Consider the following 17,424-nt stretch of genomic DNA (forward strand, 5'->3'; position numbering starts at 1 on the left):
AAAAGCAAGGTCTCGTCACGAGACCTTGCTTTTCTTTTTGATGGGCATCAATTTCCCATATGTACCAAGGCGCCAAATGTATTCAAGTGGGCCATATTGATAATGGGAGAGCCACCAGCGGCTAATAAAGATTTGTAGTGTATAAAAACTAATACAAAATAGCGGACCTATCCATAATGGAACTGGTAAGGAATTTTTGAAAAACAGGCCAAATATGACTAATGTGATAATTGTATGTGAAATATAATTTGTTAGAGCCATACGTCCAACAAATTGAAATGGTCGTAATAGCTTTTGCCATCTTTCCTTTTGTAACAAACGCATAAGTGTGAAAATGTAAAAGATAAATAAAGTTTTCCCACTAAACATTGTAAAACCAGTCATGTAGATTGGTTCATACGGTTGTTTTGTTACAAAGTAACGAATCATAAAGAACCACATTGGAAGTGTTAAGAGGAGCATAATGATTTGCCACTTTTTTAGTTTGGAATCTAATTCTTTTGCTCGGCGGAAAATGTCTTTTTTGCCAGCGTATAAGCCGAGTAAGAATAAACCGACTGTTTCTGGAAGCATTGAAATATTTAAACCAATTGATTCAGAATAAAAGGCATGTAAGCGGTCTTGCACTTGTACGCTCCAATTTTCTAATGGCATAATAGGTAGAGATGATGTTAATTCTTCTATCGGTACAAAAGCGATCATGATGCTAGCTAATAACATAAACAGTTGGAAAAGACCTAATAGGATCAATGAACATACTAAGATGGTATGTGACTGTCTTTTGTAAAATAATAATAAGAAAACCCCGGCAATTGCATAACTATGTAAAATATCACCATCCCATAAAAGGACGTAATGCAAGAAGCCGAATAAGAATAAAATGAGAAGTCGACGGATGAATAGTGTTTTTGGACGATTCGTTTTCGCTTCAGCACGCTGCATAAAAATGAAAAAGCCTAATCCAAACAAAAATGAAAAAATAGTATAAAACTTTGTTTGAATAAACATGTCATAAAACAGACGGATATAACTGTCTATTCCTTCATAACTTCCTGTAATATCTCGAGAATCAACACCTGCAATAACAGGCCAGTTAACTAGGAAGATACCGAATACAGCAATTCCCCTAATGATATCGATAGAATGAATCCTCTCGCCCTGTGAAATGTTTTGTGTCATTAGTTTCCTCCTTTAAGTCAATCATTTTTATTATACAATAATGGAAGGAACAGGAGATAGGGATATTTCCAATTTTTGAAACTGTTAAGATGTTCGTTATGAGATATAATAAGAGTGCACAGCAAGTTTTTCACTCCTTTAAAACAGGTAGTAAAGAAGTTCCTTGTTTCAAGGAACTTCTTTTTTGGGAATAATATTGATAATGATTCTCCTTAATGATAAAATATCCTTAAAAGTGATAATCATTATCAAAAAAGGTTGGTGTGTTAAATATGGTATATGCATTAGTTGCAGGAATAGTTGCTGTGTATGCTGTCATTACAAAATATGTGTTAAATGGAGTCGAAGCAACAAAATGAACAAACTTACATAGAATCCCTTTCATCTGTAAAAAGAATGAAAGGGATTTTTTATTTTTAATGAGAATATCCTGAAAATTTAGTATGATAATAGGGTATATACATCTTGGAATAAAGGGGAACAAGGGGATGACAAACATAGTACAGACAAACAGTATGAAAAAACTTGTTTGTTTTTATGAAGAATGGCAGAAACATGGGGATACGGAGAATAGTTTGAAGTTGTTTGAAGTGATTCAAAAATATAAGCAAGAACAGCTTATGATTGCTTTTTGCGGTCATTTTTCTGCTGGGAAATCGACAATGATGAATCATTTATATAAAGCACAGCTATTACCAACAAGTCCGATTCCGACAAGTGCAAATGTTGTTAAAATTGAAAAAGGACCGGATCGTGTTGTTGTAACGGTAAAATCTGGAGAGCATTACGAATATGATGGTGCATACTCAGCAGAGGAGCTGAAGCAACTTTGTAAAAATGGAGACGAGGTAATAGGTGTTCACATTTATCGAAATGATGCACCGATTCCTGATGGTGTTATGCTTGTTGATACACCTGGAATTGATTCAACAGATGATGCACATCAATTAGCGACAGAATCAACACTTCATCTTGCCGATGTTATTTTTTACATGATGGATTATAACCATGTCCAATCCGAAGTGAATTTGCAATTTGTTAAAGAATTGAAGCAGCGCAATAAAACGGTTTATCTTGTTATTAATCAAATCGATAAACATAAAGAAAGAGAGCTATCATTTGAAGATTATAAGAAAAGCGTGAGCCAATCCTTTTTTAACTGGGATATTGAAGTAGACGGCATTTTTTATACTTCTTTACGAATGATGAATCATCCACATAACGAAATTCAAAGGTTAGAGAATTTGCTTTCTTCTATTATGAAAGAACGTGAGCAATATGTGGAAAATGGTATGGAAAGAGAAACAGAATACTTATTACAAGAGCATTTTTCATTCGTTCTCTCCGAAAATGAAAAACAATTAATGCCCTATCAAAAAGAATTAGCATCAACTTTATCGCTTGCAGACGTAATAGAAAAGAAAGAAGAACTTACTGAAAATAAACGATGCGTTACTAGTAAAGAATCGGATGTGAAAAATGAATTTATAAAAGGATTGCAAGCAATATTAGATAACGCTTACTTAATGCCATTTGAAATGAGAGAGCTAGCAAATCAATATTTAGAAACAAAGTTAACAAAATTTAAAGTTGGTTTGCTATTTGCAAAAGGAAAAACAGAGCAAGAAAAACAAAGGCGATTGGATGCATTTTATTCAGCGCTAGGGAAGACTGTTGAGACGCAGCTAGATTTTCATGTGAAAGAGTTTATTGTAGCTTTCTTAAAAGATGAAGAGATGTTTACTGAAGAAGTAGGGAAAGACATATATGCATTGCAAATTTCTTTCGGTCCTGAATTATTAGCGGAAACAATTAAGCAAGGTGCAGGATTTACAGGAGATTATTTGCTTCTTTATACAGCTGACGTTGCGAATGAGTTAAAGAAAAGATACTTTATGAAAGCACAGCAAATTTTCGAAAAAAGTGCGAGCGTTTTACAGAAACAGATGGTGAAAGAGATTGCTCATATTGAACAAGAAATTGAACAATACACTTTGTTACAAACAGCAAAAGAAATAAAATTACAATATATTGAGGCGTATGATAAATACGAGAATTATTTACAAAGTATTTGGAGCGAACATGTACCAGTGCCAGATGGATTGCAGGTAGAAAAAGTATTACAAGGTAAGAAGCAGATTGTAAAAGAGAAGTTTACATTACAAGAACAAGAGATACAAAGCGACAGCATTTCTTATCATGAAGAAAATATAAAAACAACGGCAACGTTAAATATCCAGCGTATATTAGAGCAAGTAAAAGGTGCGGAAATGATACTAGAACCTCTTTCGACGCTTAAACATTTGCATCAAGAAGTTGTAGGGAAAAGAAAACGTGTTGAAACGAAGCAATTTACCGTAGCTTTATTTGGAGCTTTTAGTGCCGGGAAATCATCATTTGCAAATGCGTTGCTTGGTGCGAATGTACTTCCAGTATCACCAAATCCAACAACGGCGACAATTAATCAGATTTTACCGATTACAGAAGATAAACCTCATGGTACAGTAATGGTTCAGTTTAAATCGAAACAGGCGCTATTAGAAGATATGAAAGCAGTTTATAAAATGTTTCATTATGAAATTGAGACATTTGAAGAAGCGTTATCACAAATAGATACGATCCTAAAATATCCATCACCAAGCGGAAAACAAAAAACAACGTTTAGTTTTTTACGTGCGGTACAGAGGGGATATCAAGCGGTTTCTAATCATTTGGGAGAACAAGTACAAGTTACGTTAGAAGAGTTCTCGGATTATGTAGCGAACGAAGAAAAATCGTGTTTTGTTGAATATATGGAACTGTACTATGATTGTGCTTTAACGAGACAAGGTGTTGCACTTGTTGATACACCAGGAGCAGATTCTATTAATGCTAGACATACGGACGTTGCATTCCAATATATTAAAAATGCTGATGCGATTTTATTTGTAACGTACTACAATCATGTCTTTTCAAGAGCGGATCGTGAATTTTTAATTCAGCTTGGCCGCGTGAAAGATACATTTGCGCTGGATAAAATGTTCTTCTTAATTAATGCAGCAGACTTAGCACAGTCTGAGGAGGAACTTGAAATGGTAAAAGGATATATTGCAGATCAACTTCTGCAATACGGTATCCGAAATCCACGTTTATTTGCAATTTCGAGTTTATGTGCGCTTGAAGAGAAACAAGGAAAGAGTATAGCAAAAGAAAAGTACGGGATTTTGAAAAATTCGGGAATTACAAAGTTTGAAGAGTCATTTACATCCTTTATGATGCGCGATTTAATGCTTGTATCTGTTCATTCGTTATATGGTGCACTACAAAGCGCAGATCAGCTTCTTACAAATATGATACAAGGAGCGAAGCAAGGGAATGATGAAAAAGAAAAGCAAATAAAAAAATATGAAGCAGAACGTGATCAGCTACTTCATATTATTTCATCGTATAGTGTACTTGCAGAAGAACAGGCAATGCAAAATGAAGTGAAAGAACTGTTATATTATGTAGAGCAGCGTCTCTTTTTACGTTATAACGATGTGTTTACTGAATTTATTAACCCAGCCTCCCTTCGAACGGATGGGAATGTGAAAATGAAGCTGCAAGAATGTCTTATGGAACTTGTCTCCTTCATTCAGCATGATTTATTACAAGAAATGCGTGCAACGTCACTACGTCTTGAAAAATGGATGGATGAAGCGATGCAGCGAGCAAAGGATGAAATTGCAGTAAAATGTAAGTTGGAAAATGAATCTGTTTCTATGAATGGGACAGCTGATTATGAATACCAGGTTATTACGCATAAAGAGCCGTTTCCTTCCATAGAAGTAAAGCATTTTAAAAAGGCATTATCTCATTTCAAAAATGAGAAAAGCTTCTTTGAAAAAAATGATAAAGTAGCGATGCAAGAAGATACGAAAGAGTCGCTTGAACCTGTCGTATCTCAATATGTAGCAGATGAAGAAAAGTTATTTATTCATCATTATAAAAAAGAATGGGAAGTAAAATGGGACTTATTTCGAACAGTGATGCAGCAAGATGTTGGACAGTATTACGAAAGTATATTATTCGCTTTAGCAGAGACGATTGATGTGTCGCTATATGAACAAAGTAAGGAACAATTACGGAAACAGTTAACAGCAATCGAAAAGGAAATTCATATTTGATAAGCTCTATGAAAAAAAGATTCGTTCAATTTTCTTTTGCAGTACAGCATCTAGTGATTTTACGAATCCTGCAAATTCATCTGTAGAAATCATATGGGTAAGAACTAAGCGTCTACCATCTGGTGTTTCACCGCATAAGACGAACGAAGAAAACTCATATGTTTTTCCATCTACAACTAATTTTGGGTGGGAATATGTTCCGTTTTTCTTTTTCTTTCCATCAATCGAGATGACGTTGCACTTTTTCTCATTGTTGTCCATGGTGAATCCCTCCTTTGTATTACTTATGGTAGACAAGGAGGGTTTAGAACAAGAGAGAAAGGGGAATTTTTATGGGAATTGTAATAGAACGTATTTCTAAAGAGGTAGCACCGAAGTCATTGCTATTACTCGCTGATCCAAGTGAGGGGCAGATTCATTCATATTTGCAACGCGGTCTCATCTATGTCGCGAAAGAGGAAGGAAATATGATAGGAATATGTGTATTGCTTGAGACAAGATCACAAACAATGGAAATTATGAATATCGCTGTTTCTGAAGAAAGGCAAGGAAAAGGCATTGGAAAACAATTATTACAACATGCGATTGTAACTGCCAAAGAAAAACACATGCATAATCTTGAAGTAGGGACAGGGAATTCTAGTATTTCACAGCTTGCTTTTTATCAAAAATGTGGTTTTCGTATTTTTTCTATTGATTTTGATTACTTTTCAAAGCATTATGAAGAAGAGATTATTGAAAATGGAATTGTATGTCGTGATATGATTCGACTTACAATGGAACTCTAGTTGTTTTTTTGCAGCTACTTGGCAAGAAATTATAAATTATTTAGGGGGAAGAGAAGATGGAAGTACATAAAGCAATTACAGCACATTCTCGTAAACAAAATGAAATTGTAACAACATTTTTACAACTAGAAGCACAGCGTGAAGCGGCAATTGAAGCGGCAGTAGCACTTGCGTCGAATGGAAAACATTTTTCAGTAGATGCAATTAACATGATAACGAAGCAAATTAATGATCTTGCTAAACGAGGTGTTGCACCACAACGTAAAATTGTAACAGAAGATATGGTTATGGAGTATGTAGGTCGCCTGCAAGAGAAAGAAGGTCGTTAAGTATGATTGTTACAGTCGAATGGTTACGTGATCACATAGAAGATGAGCATGTCCGCATCGTCGATTGTCGTTTTGACTTAGCTAATCCAAATTTGGGAAGAGCAGAGTATGAGAAAGAACATATTCCTCATGCGATATATTTTGATTTGAATCTTGATTTATCAAGTCCTGTTACCGAGCATGGTGGCCGTCATCCACTTCCAGCTATTCAGGATTTTGCTGAAAAACTTTCTCAAGCTGGTATTGATGAGCATACGACAGTTATTGCGTATGACAGTCAAGCTGGTGCAATGGCTTCGCGTTTATGGTGGCTATTAACATATGTAGGACACCAAAAAGTGTATGTGTTAAATGGTGGGTTTCCTGCTTGGAAAGAATCTGATTTACCTACAACGACAGAAGTACCAACTATTGAACGAAAAAAATTCACCTCGAATGTACAAGATAACATGCTTGTAACGATGGAAGATGTGAAAGGAAAAATCCGTATAAATGCAGATATTACGCTAATCGATTCTAGAGAGCCGAAGCGTTATGCTGGTGCTGAAGAATCTGTCGATCCGAAAGCTGGTCACATTCCGACAGCAGAAAACTATTTTTGGAAAGATGGCATCACGGCGGAAGGTCAGTTTAAAAATCAAGATGAGCAAGAGGAGCGGTTCCACCGCCTTAATAAAGAGAAAGAAACAATCGTCTATTGCGGATCGGGTGTAACAGCATGTCCGAATATACTAGCGTTACAAGCAGCTGGTTTTCGTAACGTGAAGTTATATGCTGGGAGCTGGAGTGATTGGATTTCTTATCCAGAAAATCAAATTGTAAAAGAAGGACAGTAACCTCTTGCATGCAAAAATATTTTGTATTAAAATAAGGTCACAAGCAAGAAATTACTTCAAAACATTACATTTTACACATTGCATGCAATGTGATAAGATAACGACAAGTAAATAAAACATCCTGCGGTGTACGTAACTTATTTATGTCTAAAACCGATGTTAGTTATACGGAAGCTCAACATTTAGCAACCATCATCAAGCCTTCCTTGTGGAGGAAGATGTACGGTAGCTGTGAGGGCATCCACCTGCGAGTAGCGGGTTTTTGGACATTTACGAGGGACGGCACGTGCGGGGGTCTTATTTCAACAAACATTATATAAAATTCCTACGGTGTACGTAGCTTATGTATGTCTTAAACCAATGAGTATAATACGGAAGTTCAATATCTAAATGTAAACAGCATGCCATCTTTTTAAGAAGGAAGCTGAAAGCATTTATGAGGACATCCACCTGTGAGAGCAGGTTTATGGACATCTAGAGAGAACGGCATGTGTGGGGCTATATAAAAACCTTACGTTTTATACGTAAGGTTTTTTTGTTGTGGGAACCTTTTTCGGAAAGCTAGAAAATGATTGGAATTTCATTGTGTAGAAAGCATAAAAATATTAGAAATCAAATGAAACTCCTAATGATGGGAGTTTCATTTGATTGTTATCCCGCTATTTTAGGACAGTAAGACTCCCACCTCAAAATGCTGCAAAGGCATTGTTCAGCTCCAACGTCCTGCGATTCTGAGCGAGCCGCTTCCGCTTTTCTAAAAAAGTTAGGTGGGAGATTAACTGTCCGTAAAAGCCCGATTCGTGAGGGCTAATAATCAGTGAGGGATGAAGAAACCTTCTACTGATTAAAGTTTCACTTTATCTGTGTTCACCTGTAAAATTTCCATAATAAACATAGCACTTTCGATCTTCATCAATTTCTCTGGAATCTAAGGTGAATTCCATAAATATTCCGTCTTTTTGAACGTACAAAATATCTGAATGGAGATACGTTAAGATCTCGTCATGGTGCCATACATCTTTACTTTCTATTAAAATCGAATTTGCTCCTTGGAGTTCCCTAATCTCAAAACCTATGTGGGAATATGTAGGTTCTGAAGAATCATCGAAGAACGTTTCTTCTTGGACATATAATACTGCTGTTCCGTCTGGATCCATCGCGGTCGCTGTTACGACATATGTATCCCCTTCTTTAATAAAGTACTCACAAGTCATCCTTGCGACGGCTTCAGACACAGAAATATCGGCATAGTTCCATAGGGCAGGATATTGTTTCGCTTCATCATTGAGTCGATATTCTAACCGCAATTGTAATCCCTCTTTCTTTTTCTTCTACTTTATCATGAATTCTTTTATAATAAAAATATAATATACAAAGGGGCGTTGGAAAGTGACAAAAACCAAATGGTTAGTAACAGGTGTACTTACATCTTTAGTGGCCGGTGCTTTATCTGGCTGTACAGAAGATCTTCCTCCAAAACCAAAAGATAAGAGTTGTGCAGATTGGGATTGGGATGATGAACTGGGCGTGTGGCGATGTGATGACCGTCATTCAAGTTATCATGGTAGTTATTATTACGGTGGTAGATACTATCAAAATAAATCAACCTTCAAAAGTTCTTCTGAATTTAAGTCCTATCAAGCTTCGTCTAATTTTAAAGGGGGGATTGGAAGCGGTTCAAAGGGGGGATTTGGAGGTTAGATTATGTCGTGTTACATAAAGAAACGAAATCAATTTTATTTAAGGTTCCCTCACTTTTGGTCCGACTTATACGGGAGTGAGTATAGCCTTTTTCATATCTTTGAAATAACAGAACAAACAATCCAAGATTTACAGTTAGCAACAGAACGAATGGGAAAAGTATTTTTTAAGACTGCTAGGCTGCTTCGGACTTTGTCTGACGCCCAACTTCTTGAACTTGGTTTTCCATCTTCAAGTCTGCCTTTTATCAGAATGAAATCTTTATTTCCTGAATCTGTTATTTCACGTTTTGATTTTGTGATGACAGATAGTGGTATCAAAATGCTTGAGTTTAATAGTGATACGCCGACTTTTATCATGGAATGCTTTCAAATCAACGGAGAGGTCTGCAAAGAATTAGAGTATCATGACCCAAACGAGAATCAGGAACGTCTTCTTTCTTCTGGCATCACAAAAGCTGTGATGGAAGCATCTAAAGGGATAGAAAGACCAAACGTTGTCTTTACAGCCCATCATGAACATATAGAAGATTGGAATACGACTCGGTATTTGAGTGAGTTATGTCAGGTTAGTAACAAAGTGGTGTCAATGTCAGAACTTAGAATTACTGAAGAGGCTTTACTGGACGAAGATGGTGTGCCAATTGATGTTTTGTATCGCCAGACATATCCTATTGAACACTTAGTAGAGGACCGGGATCCAAAAACCGGAGATTTTGTAGGGATTGAGTTACTACAACTTGTAAAGGAAGGGAAGCTCTTTATTATAAATCCAATGTCATCTTTTCTACTGCAGCCGAAATCGGTTCAATGTCTTATTTGGGGATTAGCGGAGGCAGGTGCTTTTTATACAAATAAGGAACAACGATGGATTAAAGAATACATGCTCCCTACTTACTTAGAACCAGATCTGTTTTTAGGAAAAAATTCTTTTGTTCAAAAACCTTCGTTCGGTAGAGAAGGCGACACGGTTACAATTCGTGATAAAGATATCAAAATTATTGATCAAAATTCATATCAAACGTATAAAAGAGAGCTTCCTGTATTTCAAAAGTATACAAAACTTCCAGTTGTTTCTCTCGAGACTGAAAAAGGGAATGAGGAGTTATCGTATGTATTTGGATCATTTTTAATTGCTGGAAAACCAAGTAGTATTGGTATACGTGCAGGTGCAAGAATTACGGGGAATGAATCTTATTATTTACCTGTAGGAATTAAAAAGGAGGATTATAAATGATAAATTTCTTACTTTATTTAGGGGTTTCAATCGGTCTTTTATGTATCGGTCTTTTTCTTATGGAAGTGACAACAAAAGTGAAGGAATTTTCGTTAATGGCGAAAGGGAATAAAGCAGCAAGCTACACACTTGGAGGAAGACTTCTTGGTCTTGCCATCGTTTTGTATTCAACTGCTGCTCATTCTGTTTCATTAATGGATATGGTTTTATGGGGAGCGATTGGAGTATTAGCGCAAATTATTGTGTTTTATTTAGTTGAATGGTGCACACCGCGCTTTAATATTAACCAAAGCATTGAAGAAGATAACCAGGGTGTTGGACTTTTCCTTATGTTTTTATCAATTTCCATCGGAATCGTAATTGCTGGGTGCTTAACATATTGAAAAACCTTACGTTTTATACGTAAAGTTTTTATTTTTCATTCGTTAATCCTTCTGTGACATAATCCATAAGTTTATCTATCACTTTAGGGGAAAGTTTGAATTCAAAGTGTTGACATCTATTTTAAATAGGAGTAACATTTTCTATGTAATAAAAAAATAAGTCTCTGTTAGGTGAGGCTCCTGTATAGAGAAATGCTACTGCCCAAAAATGTCGAGAGACGCCAATGGGTCAACAGGAATGATCGAATTAAGGTTTTTCTTAACGTAGCTGGTAATGTACCTATGCTATACAGTGCTAAAACTCGGCGAGGGAGAGGTTCGCAGATTTCTATGTTGATTAGGAATCGCTTATTTATGTATGTAAAGACCTTTACTCGCTTACGAGTAGAGGTCTTTTTAGTAACAAGCTATGAGAATTATCATAGTTAAAAAGTATTAACTAATAAAACGAAAGAGGAGGTGAGGAGCATGTCAAATTCTGACTCGGTTCCGTTACCCATATACTTCAAAACAAAAATATATGATGTAGGTAGGAAACGACTTGTTCCTCCCCCTATATTTATCATAAGGTAACGTTCAGCTTTATTGTTGTAAGTTGAATGTGGAACACTTTAACAGGCTGTAGAAATGCATGAATTGTTAAAGTGAGATAAATAGAGAAACAAAGCGTTTCTTCCTATGTTGTAAAGGAGGAGACGATAAAATGTTATATGTAAATAAACTTGTGGGTAACATGTCTCATAAACAAAGTAAAAGAATGATGAAAGAACAATCTATGTTAAAACAAAATAAAGATTTGTTAATTGAAATTGCAACAAGAGATGTGAAGTCTGTATTTGCGTATTTTAAAACAACAAGAGATGGTCTTTCTATTAAAGAAGCGCAGAAACGTATTCATATGTACGGGAAAAATGAATTATCTTCAAAGCGAGCAATTTTCTCTGATGTAATGATGAAATTAAGCGAAATAATCCCTGGATTTGCAAAGCAACATGTTCATCATGAAAATCAGCGTAAGGTTGTAAAGATTACGGTTTCTAGAGTAGAAAGATGTACAACTGCGGGGATGAATAGTGAATCAAAAATAATGAAGCTTCCAGTTGAGGAGCTAGTTCCAGGGGATATGGTTTTTCTTTCAGCAGGTGATACAGTTCCAGCTGATGTACGTATTATTTATGCAGAAGATTTATTAGTAAATGAATCGGTGTTAACAGGGAAAGAAACAAATGTAGAGAAATTTGAAAGCTGTTATCATCTTGAACGGAAACGTTTTATTCCATTAAAGCGTATGAAAGACTACAATCCACTTCAACTTGAAAATGTATGTTTTAAAGGTACACATATTGTGAATGGAACGGCGAAGGCTGTGGTTGTTTCAACAGGTAAAAATACGTATTCAGGATTGCTTCATACATGCTGTAACCAAACATCTTGAGCTGTTAATGGTGCTAAATATATGAAAACATTGTATAATAGATAGAGTTGAACAGAAACGTAGAATGGTAATCTATTCATATAACCTTACGTGATGACGTGAGGTTATTATTTTTTGTTAGTAGGAGAGGAATTATGAAAAAAGTATTGTTAGTTGATGGTATGGCACTATTATTTCGTGCTTTTTACGCAACAAGTGTTTATGGACAATTTATGAAACGACAAGATGGTACCCCAACAAATGGGATTCATGGTTATATGAAACATTTATTAACAGCAGCGCAAGTGGTTAAACCGACGCATATTGTAACATGCTGGGATATGGGAAGTACTACATTCCGAACGGAATCGTTCTCAAACTATAAAGCAAATCGTGCAGCGCCACCAGAAGAATTAATTCCGCAATTTGATCTCGTACAAGAGATGACTTCAAAGTTATCGATTCCTGTAATTGGTATGAAAGGCTATGAAGCTGATGACTGCATTGGTACGTTAGCAAAAGAATACGCTAGTGAGGCGGAAGTATATATTTTAACAGGCGATACAGATTTATTGCAGCTTGTTGATACGAACGTTACCGTAATGCTTCTTCGCAAGGGAATCGGAAACTATGAGTATTATACACCAGAGAAGATTATGGAAGAAAAAGGCGTAGAGCCTTGGCAAATCGTTCATGCCAAAGCGTTTATGGGAGACACAAGTGATAACTATCCAGGTGTAAAAGGAATCGGTGAGAAGACAGCATATAAACTCATTCAAGAACATGGTACAGTAGCGGCGGTATTAGAAAATATAGTGTCATTGACGAAAGCACAGCGTACAAAAATTGAAAATGATTTGGAGAATTTAAATATATCATTACAATTAGCGCAAATTCATTGTGAGGTTCCGATTTCATGTTCGCTAGAAGAAAGCTTGCATACAATTGATGAAGAGAAAGTACGTTTTGTTTGCGGGGAAATGAATTGGGGACGACCTGAAATATTTATAAATATGTTATAAAAAAGAAGTGCTAGGAAAAGTGCTTCATACGATAGATAACGTCTAATCAAGTATATGTTGATTAGGCGTTATTTTTTGTGCAATTTCTTTCAATTCATAAAGTTATCAGAAAAAATACTTAGTTTTCATCTGAAATTCAAATAGATTTCACACGAATCTTTTATTATAAAACTACGCAGATAATTACTTATCTTTTATATAAATAGTCCTTTAATAAGTTATTTGTAATCGTGAAGGAGGAAAAAATATGCGAAAAAAAATAAGAAAATCCTTTAAACAATTATTGATAGAGAATAAACAATTATTATTGAACGATAAAGAGAATATAAGGGAAATAGAAGAAAAAATTGAAAAGAGGCATGTCTCGTATCGTGTGTCTTCTAGTAATTAAATAAGATAACATTTCAAAATAGGCTTGTAATTATAGAAAGAAGGAGAAAATTTGGGTGAATTAATAGGAGAGATGGCAGTACAGTTCATTCTTTGTGTGCCAACAAAAAAGAAAAGAATAATAAGTAAAAAGTTCAAGTTACTAAGACAACAAAAATGGTTTCAAGAGAGATATGGTTCTGTCGTTATGTTTCAATCAGGGGTAAGAGAATTTGTTTTAGGTTATGATATCGAGAGAATGTTGAAAAATGATTTAGATATTATGGTATTTCAGAAAGAGCTAAATAACATATTAAAGCAATAATATGTTATAGTATCAAAGCTGAAATAAATAATAGGAATAAGCAGGAGATGACGTGGTTGATACGCATCTCCTTTTGTTTTGTAAAGGTATTCAATTATTATTCTAGTTGTAACTGCTGAAAACAAACAATAAATTTGAGATGATTTTATTGTTGTGGAAGTATTACTACGGCGCTTATAAGAATGAACAGGAAATAGTATCTTTACAAAAAAAACAAAACATTCATCGATTTGTAAAACAAATTCAAGAGGGAGTTCTTGAAGGGGCGCGAAGAAATGTTTTGTTTGTAATAAATGAAATCCTTTTCTGAAGGGAATCAGGAACGTTGGTTGTAAAGTTTGAGAGGTAGAAAAATCTATTTGTATGTAATATATAAGCATAGAAAAGAGCTTGGAAGGATGAAAGTAGACGATAGATGCCAATTTCAGATTTCTTTAGACATAAGATTATTAAGTTAGTAGTAAAAAGATTCTTCTTTTGATAGGAGAACTTTTTTATTAAAGCATTAACTTCCTCTTTTGAAAAAAGGTTTTTTAAGAGCATATGCTGTATATAGTTATTATTTACTTCTAAAAAATTGTAAGTTAAGGAGGAATAATAATGAAAGCGATTACTAAAAGTGTGCCGTTATGGGAGCCATCACAGCAACAAATAGAAAACTCAGGTATTAGTCTTTTTATGAAGTGGCTTAACCAAGAGAAGGGTTTATCTTTTTCAAGTCAAAAAGAATTATGGAAATGGTCTGTCGAAGAACTTGAATCATTTTGGGAAAGTATTTGGAATTATTGCCAAGTCAAATCTAACACACCATATAATCAAGTTTTAGAATCGAGAAAGATGCCCGGGGCGAAATGGTTTACAGGCTCTACCTTGAATTATGCAGAACACGTCTTTCGAGGCAGTAGGGGGAATAAACCGGCAGTAATTTTTCAATCAGAAACCACTCCGAGAACAGAATTAAGCTGGAAAGAACTTCGAGAAAAGACAGCGATGGTGGCAAATTCTCTAAAGGAATTAGGGGTTAAATCAGGAGATCGTGTTGTTGCTTATATGCCTAACATTCCTGAAACTATAATTGCTTTTTTAGCATGTGCCAGCATTGGAGCTGTTTGGTCCAGCTGTTCTCCTGATTTCGGGACAAATACTGTTATTGATCGATTTAAACAAATTGAACCGACAATTTTATTTGCAATTGACGGATATTCTTATAATGGTAAAATTCAGAATAGAGTAACAAATGTTTCGGAAATTCAGTCGAGTCTACCTACCTTAAAGCAGACGGTTTTAATCCCTTATGTTGGCAGTAATGATTCTGAATTGAATAATCGTACAATGTATTGGAACGATCTATTGCGAGAAAGTTGTGATCTTGTTTTCGAAAAGGTCCCATTTGAGCATCCTCTTTGGATTTTGTTTTCTTCCGGAACAACAGGGTTGCCAAAACCGATTGTACAAAGTCAAGGTGGAATACTATTAGAACAGCTTAAGACATTATTAGTTGAACAAGGTGTGAATCAAGATGATGTATTCTTTTGGTTTACAACAACAGGCTGGATGATGTGGAACCTTTTAGTGGGGGGGCTGTTAACTGGGGGCACAATTGCTTTATATGATGGCAGCCCATTTTATCCTAGTATACATATATTATGGGATTTTGCAGAAGAGGTTGGTGTTACTTTCTTTGGTACAAGTGCTGGTTTTCTAAGTGCATGTATGAAATTCGGGATTAAGCCAAAAGAAAGACACCGTTTTTCTAAGTTAAAGGCTATTTGTTCAACTGGTTCACCCCTATCAGTAGAAGGTTTCTTATGGGTATATGAGAGTGTGAAAAGAGACGTGTGGCTTGTTTCAACTAGTGGAGGGACTGATGTATGTACGGCATTTGTTGGTGGCTCTCCTATATTGCCTGTTTATGCAGGAGAAATACAAGCACGCTCTTTAGGAGCACACGTACAATCATTTAATGATGAGGGCAATTCAGTTATTAATGAAGTTGGAGAATTGGTTATAACGGAACCGATGCCATCTATGCCCGTTTATTTCTGGGGAGATCACAATAATAAACGTTATTTTGAAAGTTATTTTGAGATGTATCCAGGGATTTGGCGACATGGTGATTGGATCAAATTTGATGATAAAGGGAGCTGTATTATTTTCGGACGATCAGACTCTACGATCAATCGGTTAGGGGTACGTCTAGGAACGAGCGAAATCTATCGTATAGTTGAGTCCATGGATGCCATTATGGAGAGTTTAGTAGTGGATTTAGAGCTCCTTGAACGTAAATCATTTATGCCGCTATTTGTGGTATTAAAACCTGGAGTAAATATGAGTGATAACTTAAAAGAAACAATAAAAGCTGAAATAAAACAAAAAGTTTCGCCTCGTTTTGTCCCTGACGAAATTTATGTAGTAGATCAAATTCCGAAGACATTGAGTGGAAAGAAATTAGAAGTTCCAATTCGAAAAATTTTATTAGGGTTTCCAGAAGAAAAGGTAGTCAATAAAGGTTCCATGGCCAACCCCGAATCATTAAGCTTTTTTATAGATTTAGCAAAAATTATTAATAAGCAAGAATAATAGAGTTCTTCACTATTTATTAAGTAAGAGCTACCACTTTGGTGTTACATGTAGATGAGTGATGATAACTCGAACTGAAGAAATAACGTTATTAGAATATCGTAGGAGATGCAAAATCGATTAACTCCTATCTTTGTAAAAATAAGTGCTTTTCTAGTTCGAATGTTTAAGGGAGTTGTATGGAGACATTCATTTATGGAGTATAAAAGGAGGATAGGTAGTGATTGTAATAGAGAGAATTGAGGAAAAAGATACACCGCATCTTATAAATTTATCTGAATTAGTTGGATGGGATTATAGTTTAGAAGAAATCAAAACAATTTTTCAATCAGGAATCGTATATGGCGGAAAGAATATGCAAGGCGAATTTATTGCTAGTGCAGCTATCATCCTATATGGAGAGAAATTAGCATCTATTGGCATGGTCATTGTACATCCTCAGTATAGAGGAAAAGGGGTTGGCAGAAAAATTACAGAGGCTTGTATAAGAAGTGTTTCGGAAAAGACATCAATTATGCTTATTGCTACAGAAGAAGGAAGACCTTTATATGAGAGATTAGGTTTTCAAGTGGTTAGGCATATTTCAAAGTATATATGTAATCAGTATGTAACTCCTAAAGATTACGATAGAAATGAGCAACACATTTTTATGGATTATGATAAGGGAGATAGTAATGGAATTGTGAAGTCAGATGAAGCAGCTTTCGGGGTAAATAGAAGTAATTTTATACAGAGAAGAATTGAACAATCTGAACAGTGCATAGTTGTAAAAGATAAAGAAAATTATATTGTGGGATATGGAATGAGCATACAAACTCCAGAAAATAGAATGATAGGACCGATTGTTGCGCCGAATGATCATATCGCAACTACAATTGTTCATCGTTTGGCAAAAGATTATAAAGGAAGACTTAGAATTGATGTACCAGAAGGAAAAGAATTTTTTACGAAAGTGCTCGAGACAGCTGGATTTCAAAAGGTAAATCAACCACCAATTATGTTGAAAAACAGTAATCAATTTTTGAAACGAAATGGTGAATTATATGGAATTGCTGCACAGATATTTGGATGAAAAAAGATTCCTTTTTAAAAAAGGAATCTTTTTAATTCATACATG

At 35.3% G+C, this 17,424-nt stretch carries 16 protein-coding genes, 2 other RNA genes and 1 riboswitch; of the genes, 15 read left to right on the plus strand and 3 right to left on the minus strand.

All coding sequences use genetic code 11. The features are described from left to right. Positions 1-15: 15 nt before the first annotated feature. On the minus strand, positions 16-1,179 hold the full coding sequence (locus tag HRG09_RS22570) for a DUF418 domain-containing protein (protein WP_174103043.1): 1,164 nt from the start codon (positions 1,177-1,179) through the stop codon (positions 16-18). A gap of 488 nt (positions 1,180-1,667) precedes the next feature. Here HRG09_RS22570 and HRG09_RS22575 point away from each other — a divergent pair, with 488 nt between their 5' ends. Next, the gene (locus HRG09_RS22575) at positions 1,668-5,324 is read left to right on the plus strand and encodes a dynamin family protein (RefSeq protein ID WP_174103044.1); all 3,657 of its coding nucleotides are present in this window, start codon (positions 1,668-1,670) and stop codon (positions 5,322-5,324) included. Between the two features lie 6 nt (positions 5,325-5,330). Here the strand turns inward: HRG09_RS22575 and HRG09_RS22580 are convergent, their stop codons facing one another. Continuing rightward, the gene (locus tag HRG09_RS22580; RefSeq protein ID WP_000369734.1) at positions 5,331-5,585 is read right to left on the minus strand and encodes a DUF3931 domain-containing protein; all 255 of its coding nucleotides are present in this window, start codon (positions 5,583-5,585) and stop codon (positions 5,331-5,333) included. 71 nt (positions 5,586-5,656) lie between these two features. On the opposite strand from HRG09_RS22580, the gene HRG09_RS22585 reads away from it, so the two are divergent. The 5 genes from HRG09_RS22585 (at position 5,657) to ssrS (HRG09_RS22605) (ending at position 7,780) form a co-directional block, all read left to right on the plus strand. Next, on the plus strand, positions 5,657-6,112 hold the full coding sequence (locus tag HRG09_RS22585) for a GNAT family N-acetyltransferase (protein WP_174103045.1): 456 nt from the start codon (positions 5,657-5,659) through the stop codon (positions 6,110-6,112). A 56-nt stretch (positions 6,113-6,168) separates the two neighbouring features. Next, complete coding sequence (locus HRG09_RS22590) at positions 6,169-6,441, plus strand: DUF2533 family protein (RefSeq protein WP_174103046.1); 273 nt, start codon at positions 6,169-6,171, stop codon at positions 6,439-6,441. 2 nt (positions 6,442-6,443) lie between these two features. Continuing rightward, entirely contained in the window at positions 6,444-7,277 is an 834-nt protein-coding gene (locus HRG09_RS22595; protein ID WP_174103047.1) for a sulfurtransferase, read from the plus strand. Between the two features lie 115 nt (positions 7,278-7,392). Next, positions 7,393-7,575, plus strand: a non-coding RNA gene (gene ssrS / locus HRG09_RS22600) — 6S RNA. A gap of 21 nt (positions 7,576-7,596) precedes the next feature. After that, positions 7,597-7,780, plus strand: a non-coding RNA gene (gene ssrS / locus HRG09_RS22605) — 6S RNA. Positions 7,781-8,134: 354 nt separating this feature from the next. Here ssrS (HRG09_RS22605) and HRG09_RS22610 read toward each other — a convergent pair. Further along, complete coding sequence (locus tag HRG09_RS22610; RefSeq protein WP_174103048.1) at positions 8,135-8,584, minus strand: hypothetical protein; 450 nt, start codon at positions 8,582-8,584, stop codon at positions 8,135-8,137. A gap of 82 nt (positions 8,585-8,666) precedes the next feature. Here HRG09_RS22610 and HRG09_RS22615 point away from each other — a divergent pair, with 82 nt between their 5' ends. The 9 genes from HRG09_RS22615 (at position 8,667) to HRG09_RS22655 (ending at position 17,379) form a co-directional block, all read left to right on the plus strand. Beyond that, the gene (locus HRG09_RS22615) at positions 8,667-8,978 is read left to right on the plus strand and encodes a hypothetical protein (protein WP_174103049.1); all 312 of its coding nucleotides are present in this window, start codon (positions 8,667-8,669) and stop codon (positions 8,976-8,978) included. A gap of 3 nt (positions 8,979-8,981) precedes the next feature. Continuing rightward, positions 8,982-10,214: a glutathionylspermidine synthase family protein gene (locus HRG09_RS22620; RefSeq protein WP_174103050.1), complete on the plus strand. Its 1,233-nt coding sequence runs from the start codon at positions 8,982-8,984 to the stop codon at positions 10,212-10,214. After that, positions 10,211-10,597, plus strand: a complete 387-nt coding sequence (locus HRG09_RS22625) for a DUF350 domain-containing protein (protein WP_174103051.1) — start codon at positions 10,211-10,213, stop codon at positions 10,595-10,597. Before HRG09_RS22620 ends, HRG09_RS22625 begins: the two co-directional genes overlap by 4 nt. Positions 10,598-10,753: 156 nt before the next feature. Next, a riboswitch (M-box (ykoK) riboswitch) is annotated at positions 10,754-10,917 on the plus strand. 383 nt (positions 10,918-11,300) lie between these two features. Further along, the gene (locus tag HRG09_RS22630) at positions 11,301-12,032 is read left to right on the plus strand and encodes a P-type ATPase actuator domain-containing protein (RefSeq protein WP_174103052.1); all 732 of its coding nucleotides are present in this window, start codon (positions 11,301-11,303) and stop codon (positions 12,030-12,032) included. 134 nt (positions 12,033-12,166) lie between these two features. Beyond that, complete coding sequence (locus HRG09_RS22635) at positions 12,167-13,033, plus strand: 5'-3' exonuclease (RefSeq protein ID WP_174103053.1); 867 nt, start codon at positions 12,167-12,169, stop codon at positions 13,031-13,033. 247 nt (positions 13,034-13,280) lie between these two features. After that, positions 13,281-13,424, plus strand: coding sequence for an FbpB family small basic protein (locus tag HRG09_RS22640; RefSeq protein ID WP_174103054.1), 144 nt, complete (start codon positions 13,281-13,283; stop codon positions 13,422-13,424). Between the two features lie 51 nt (positions 13,425-13,475). Further along, a complete protein-coding gene (locus HRG09_RS22645) occupies positions 13,476-13,727 on the plus strand; it encodes a hypothetical protein (RefSeq protein WP_174103055.1) in 252 nt (83 codons plus the stop codon). A gap of 600 nt (positions 13,728-14,327) precedes the next feature. After that, on the plus strand, positions 14,328-16,307 hold the full coding sequence (locus HRG09_RS22650) for an acetoacetate--CoA ligase (protein WP_174103056.1): 1,980 nt from the start codon (positions 14,328-14,330) through the stop codon (positions 16,305-16,307). A 220-nt stretch (positions 16,308-16,527) separates the two neighbouring features. Beyond that, entirely contained in the window at positions 16,528-17,379 is an 852-nt protein-coding gene (locus HRG09_RS22655; RefSeq protein ID WP_174103057.1) for a GNAT family N-acetyltransferase, read from the plus strand. The last annotated feature ends 45 nt before the right edge of the window (positions 17,380-17,424 follow it).

The sequence above is a fragment of the Bacillus sp. Xin1 genome, assembly GCF_013314535.1.
Classification (GTDB): domain Bacteria; phylum Bacillota; class Bacilli; order Bacillales; family Bacillaceae_G; genus Bacillus_A.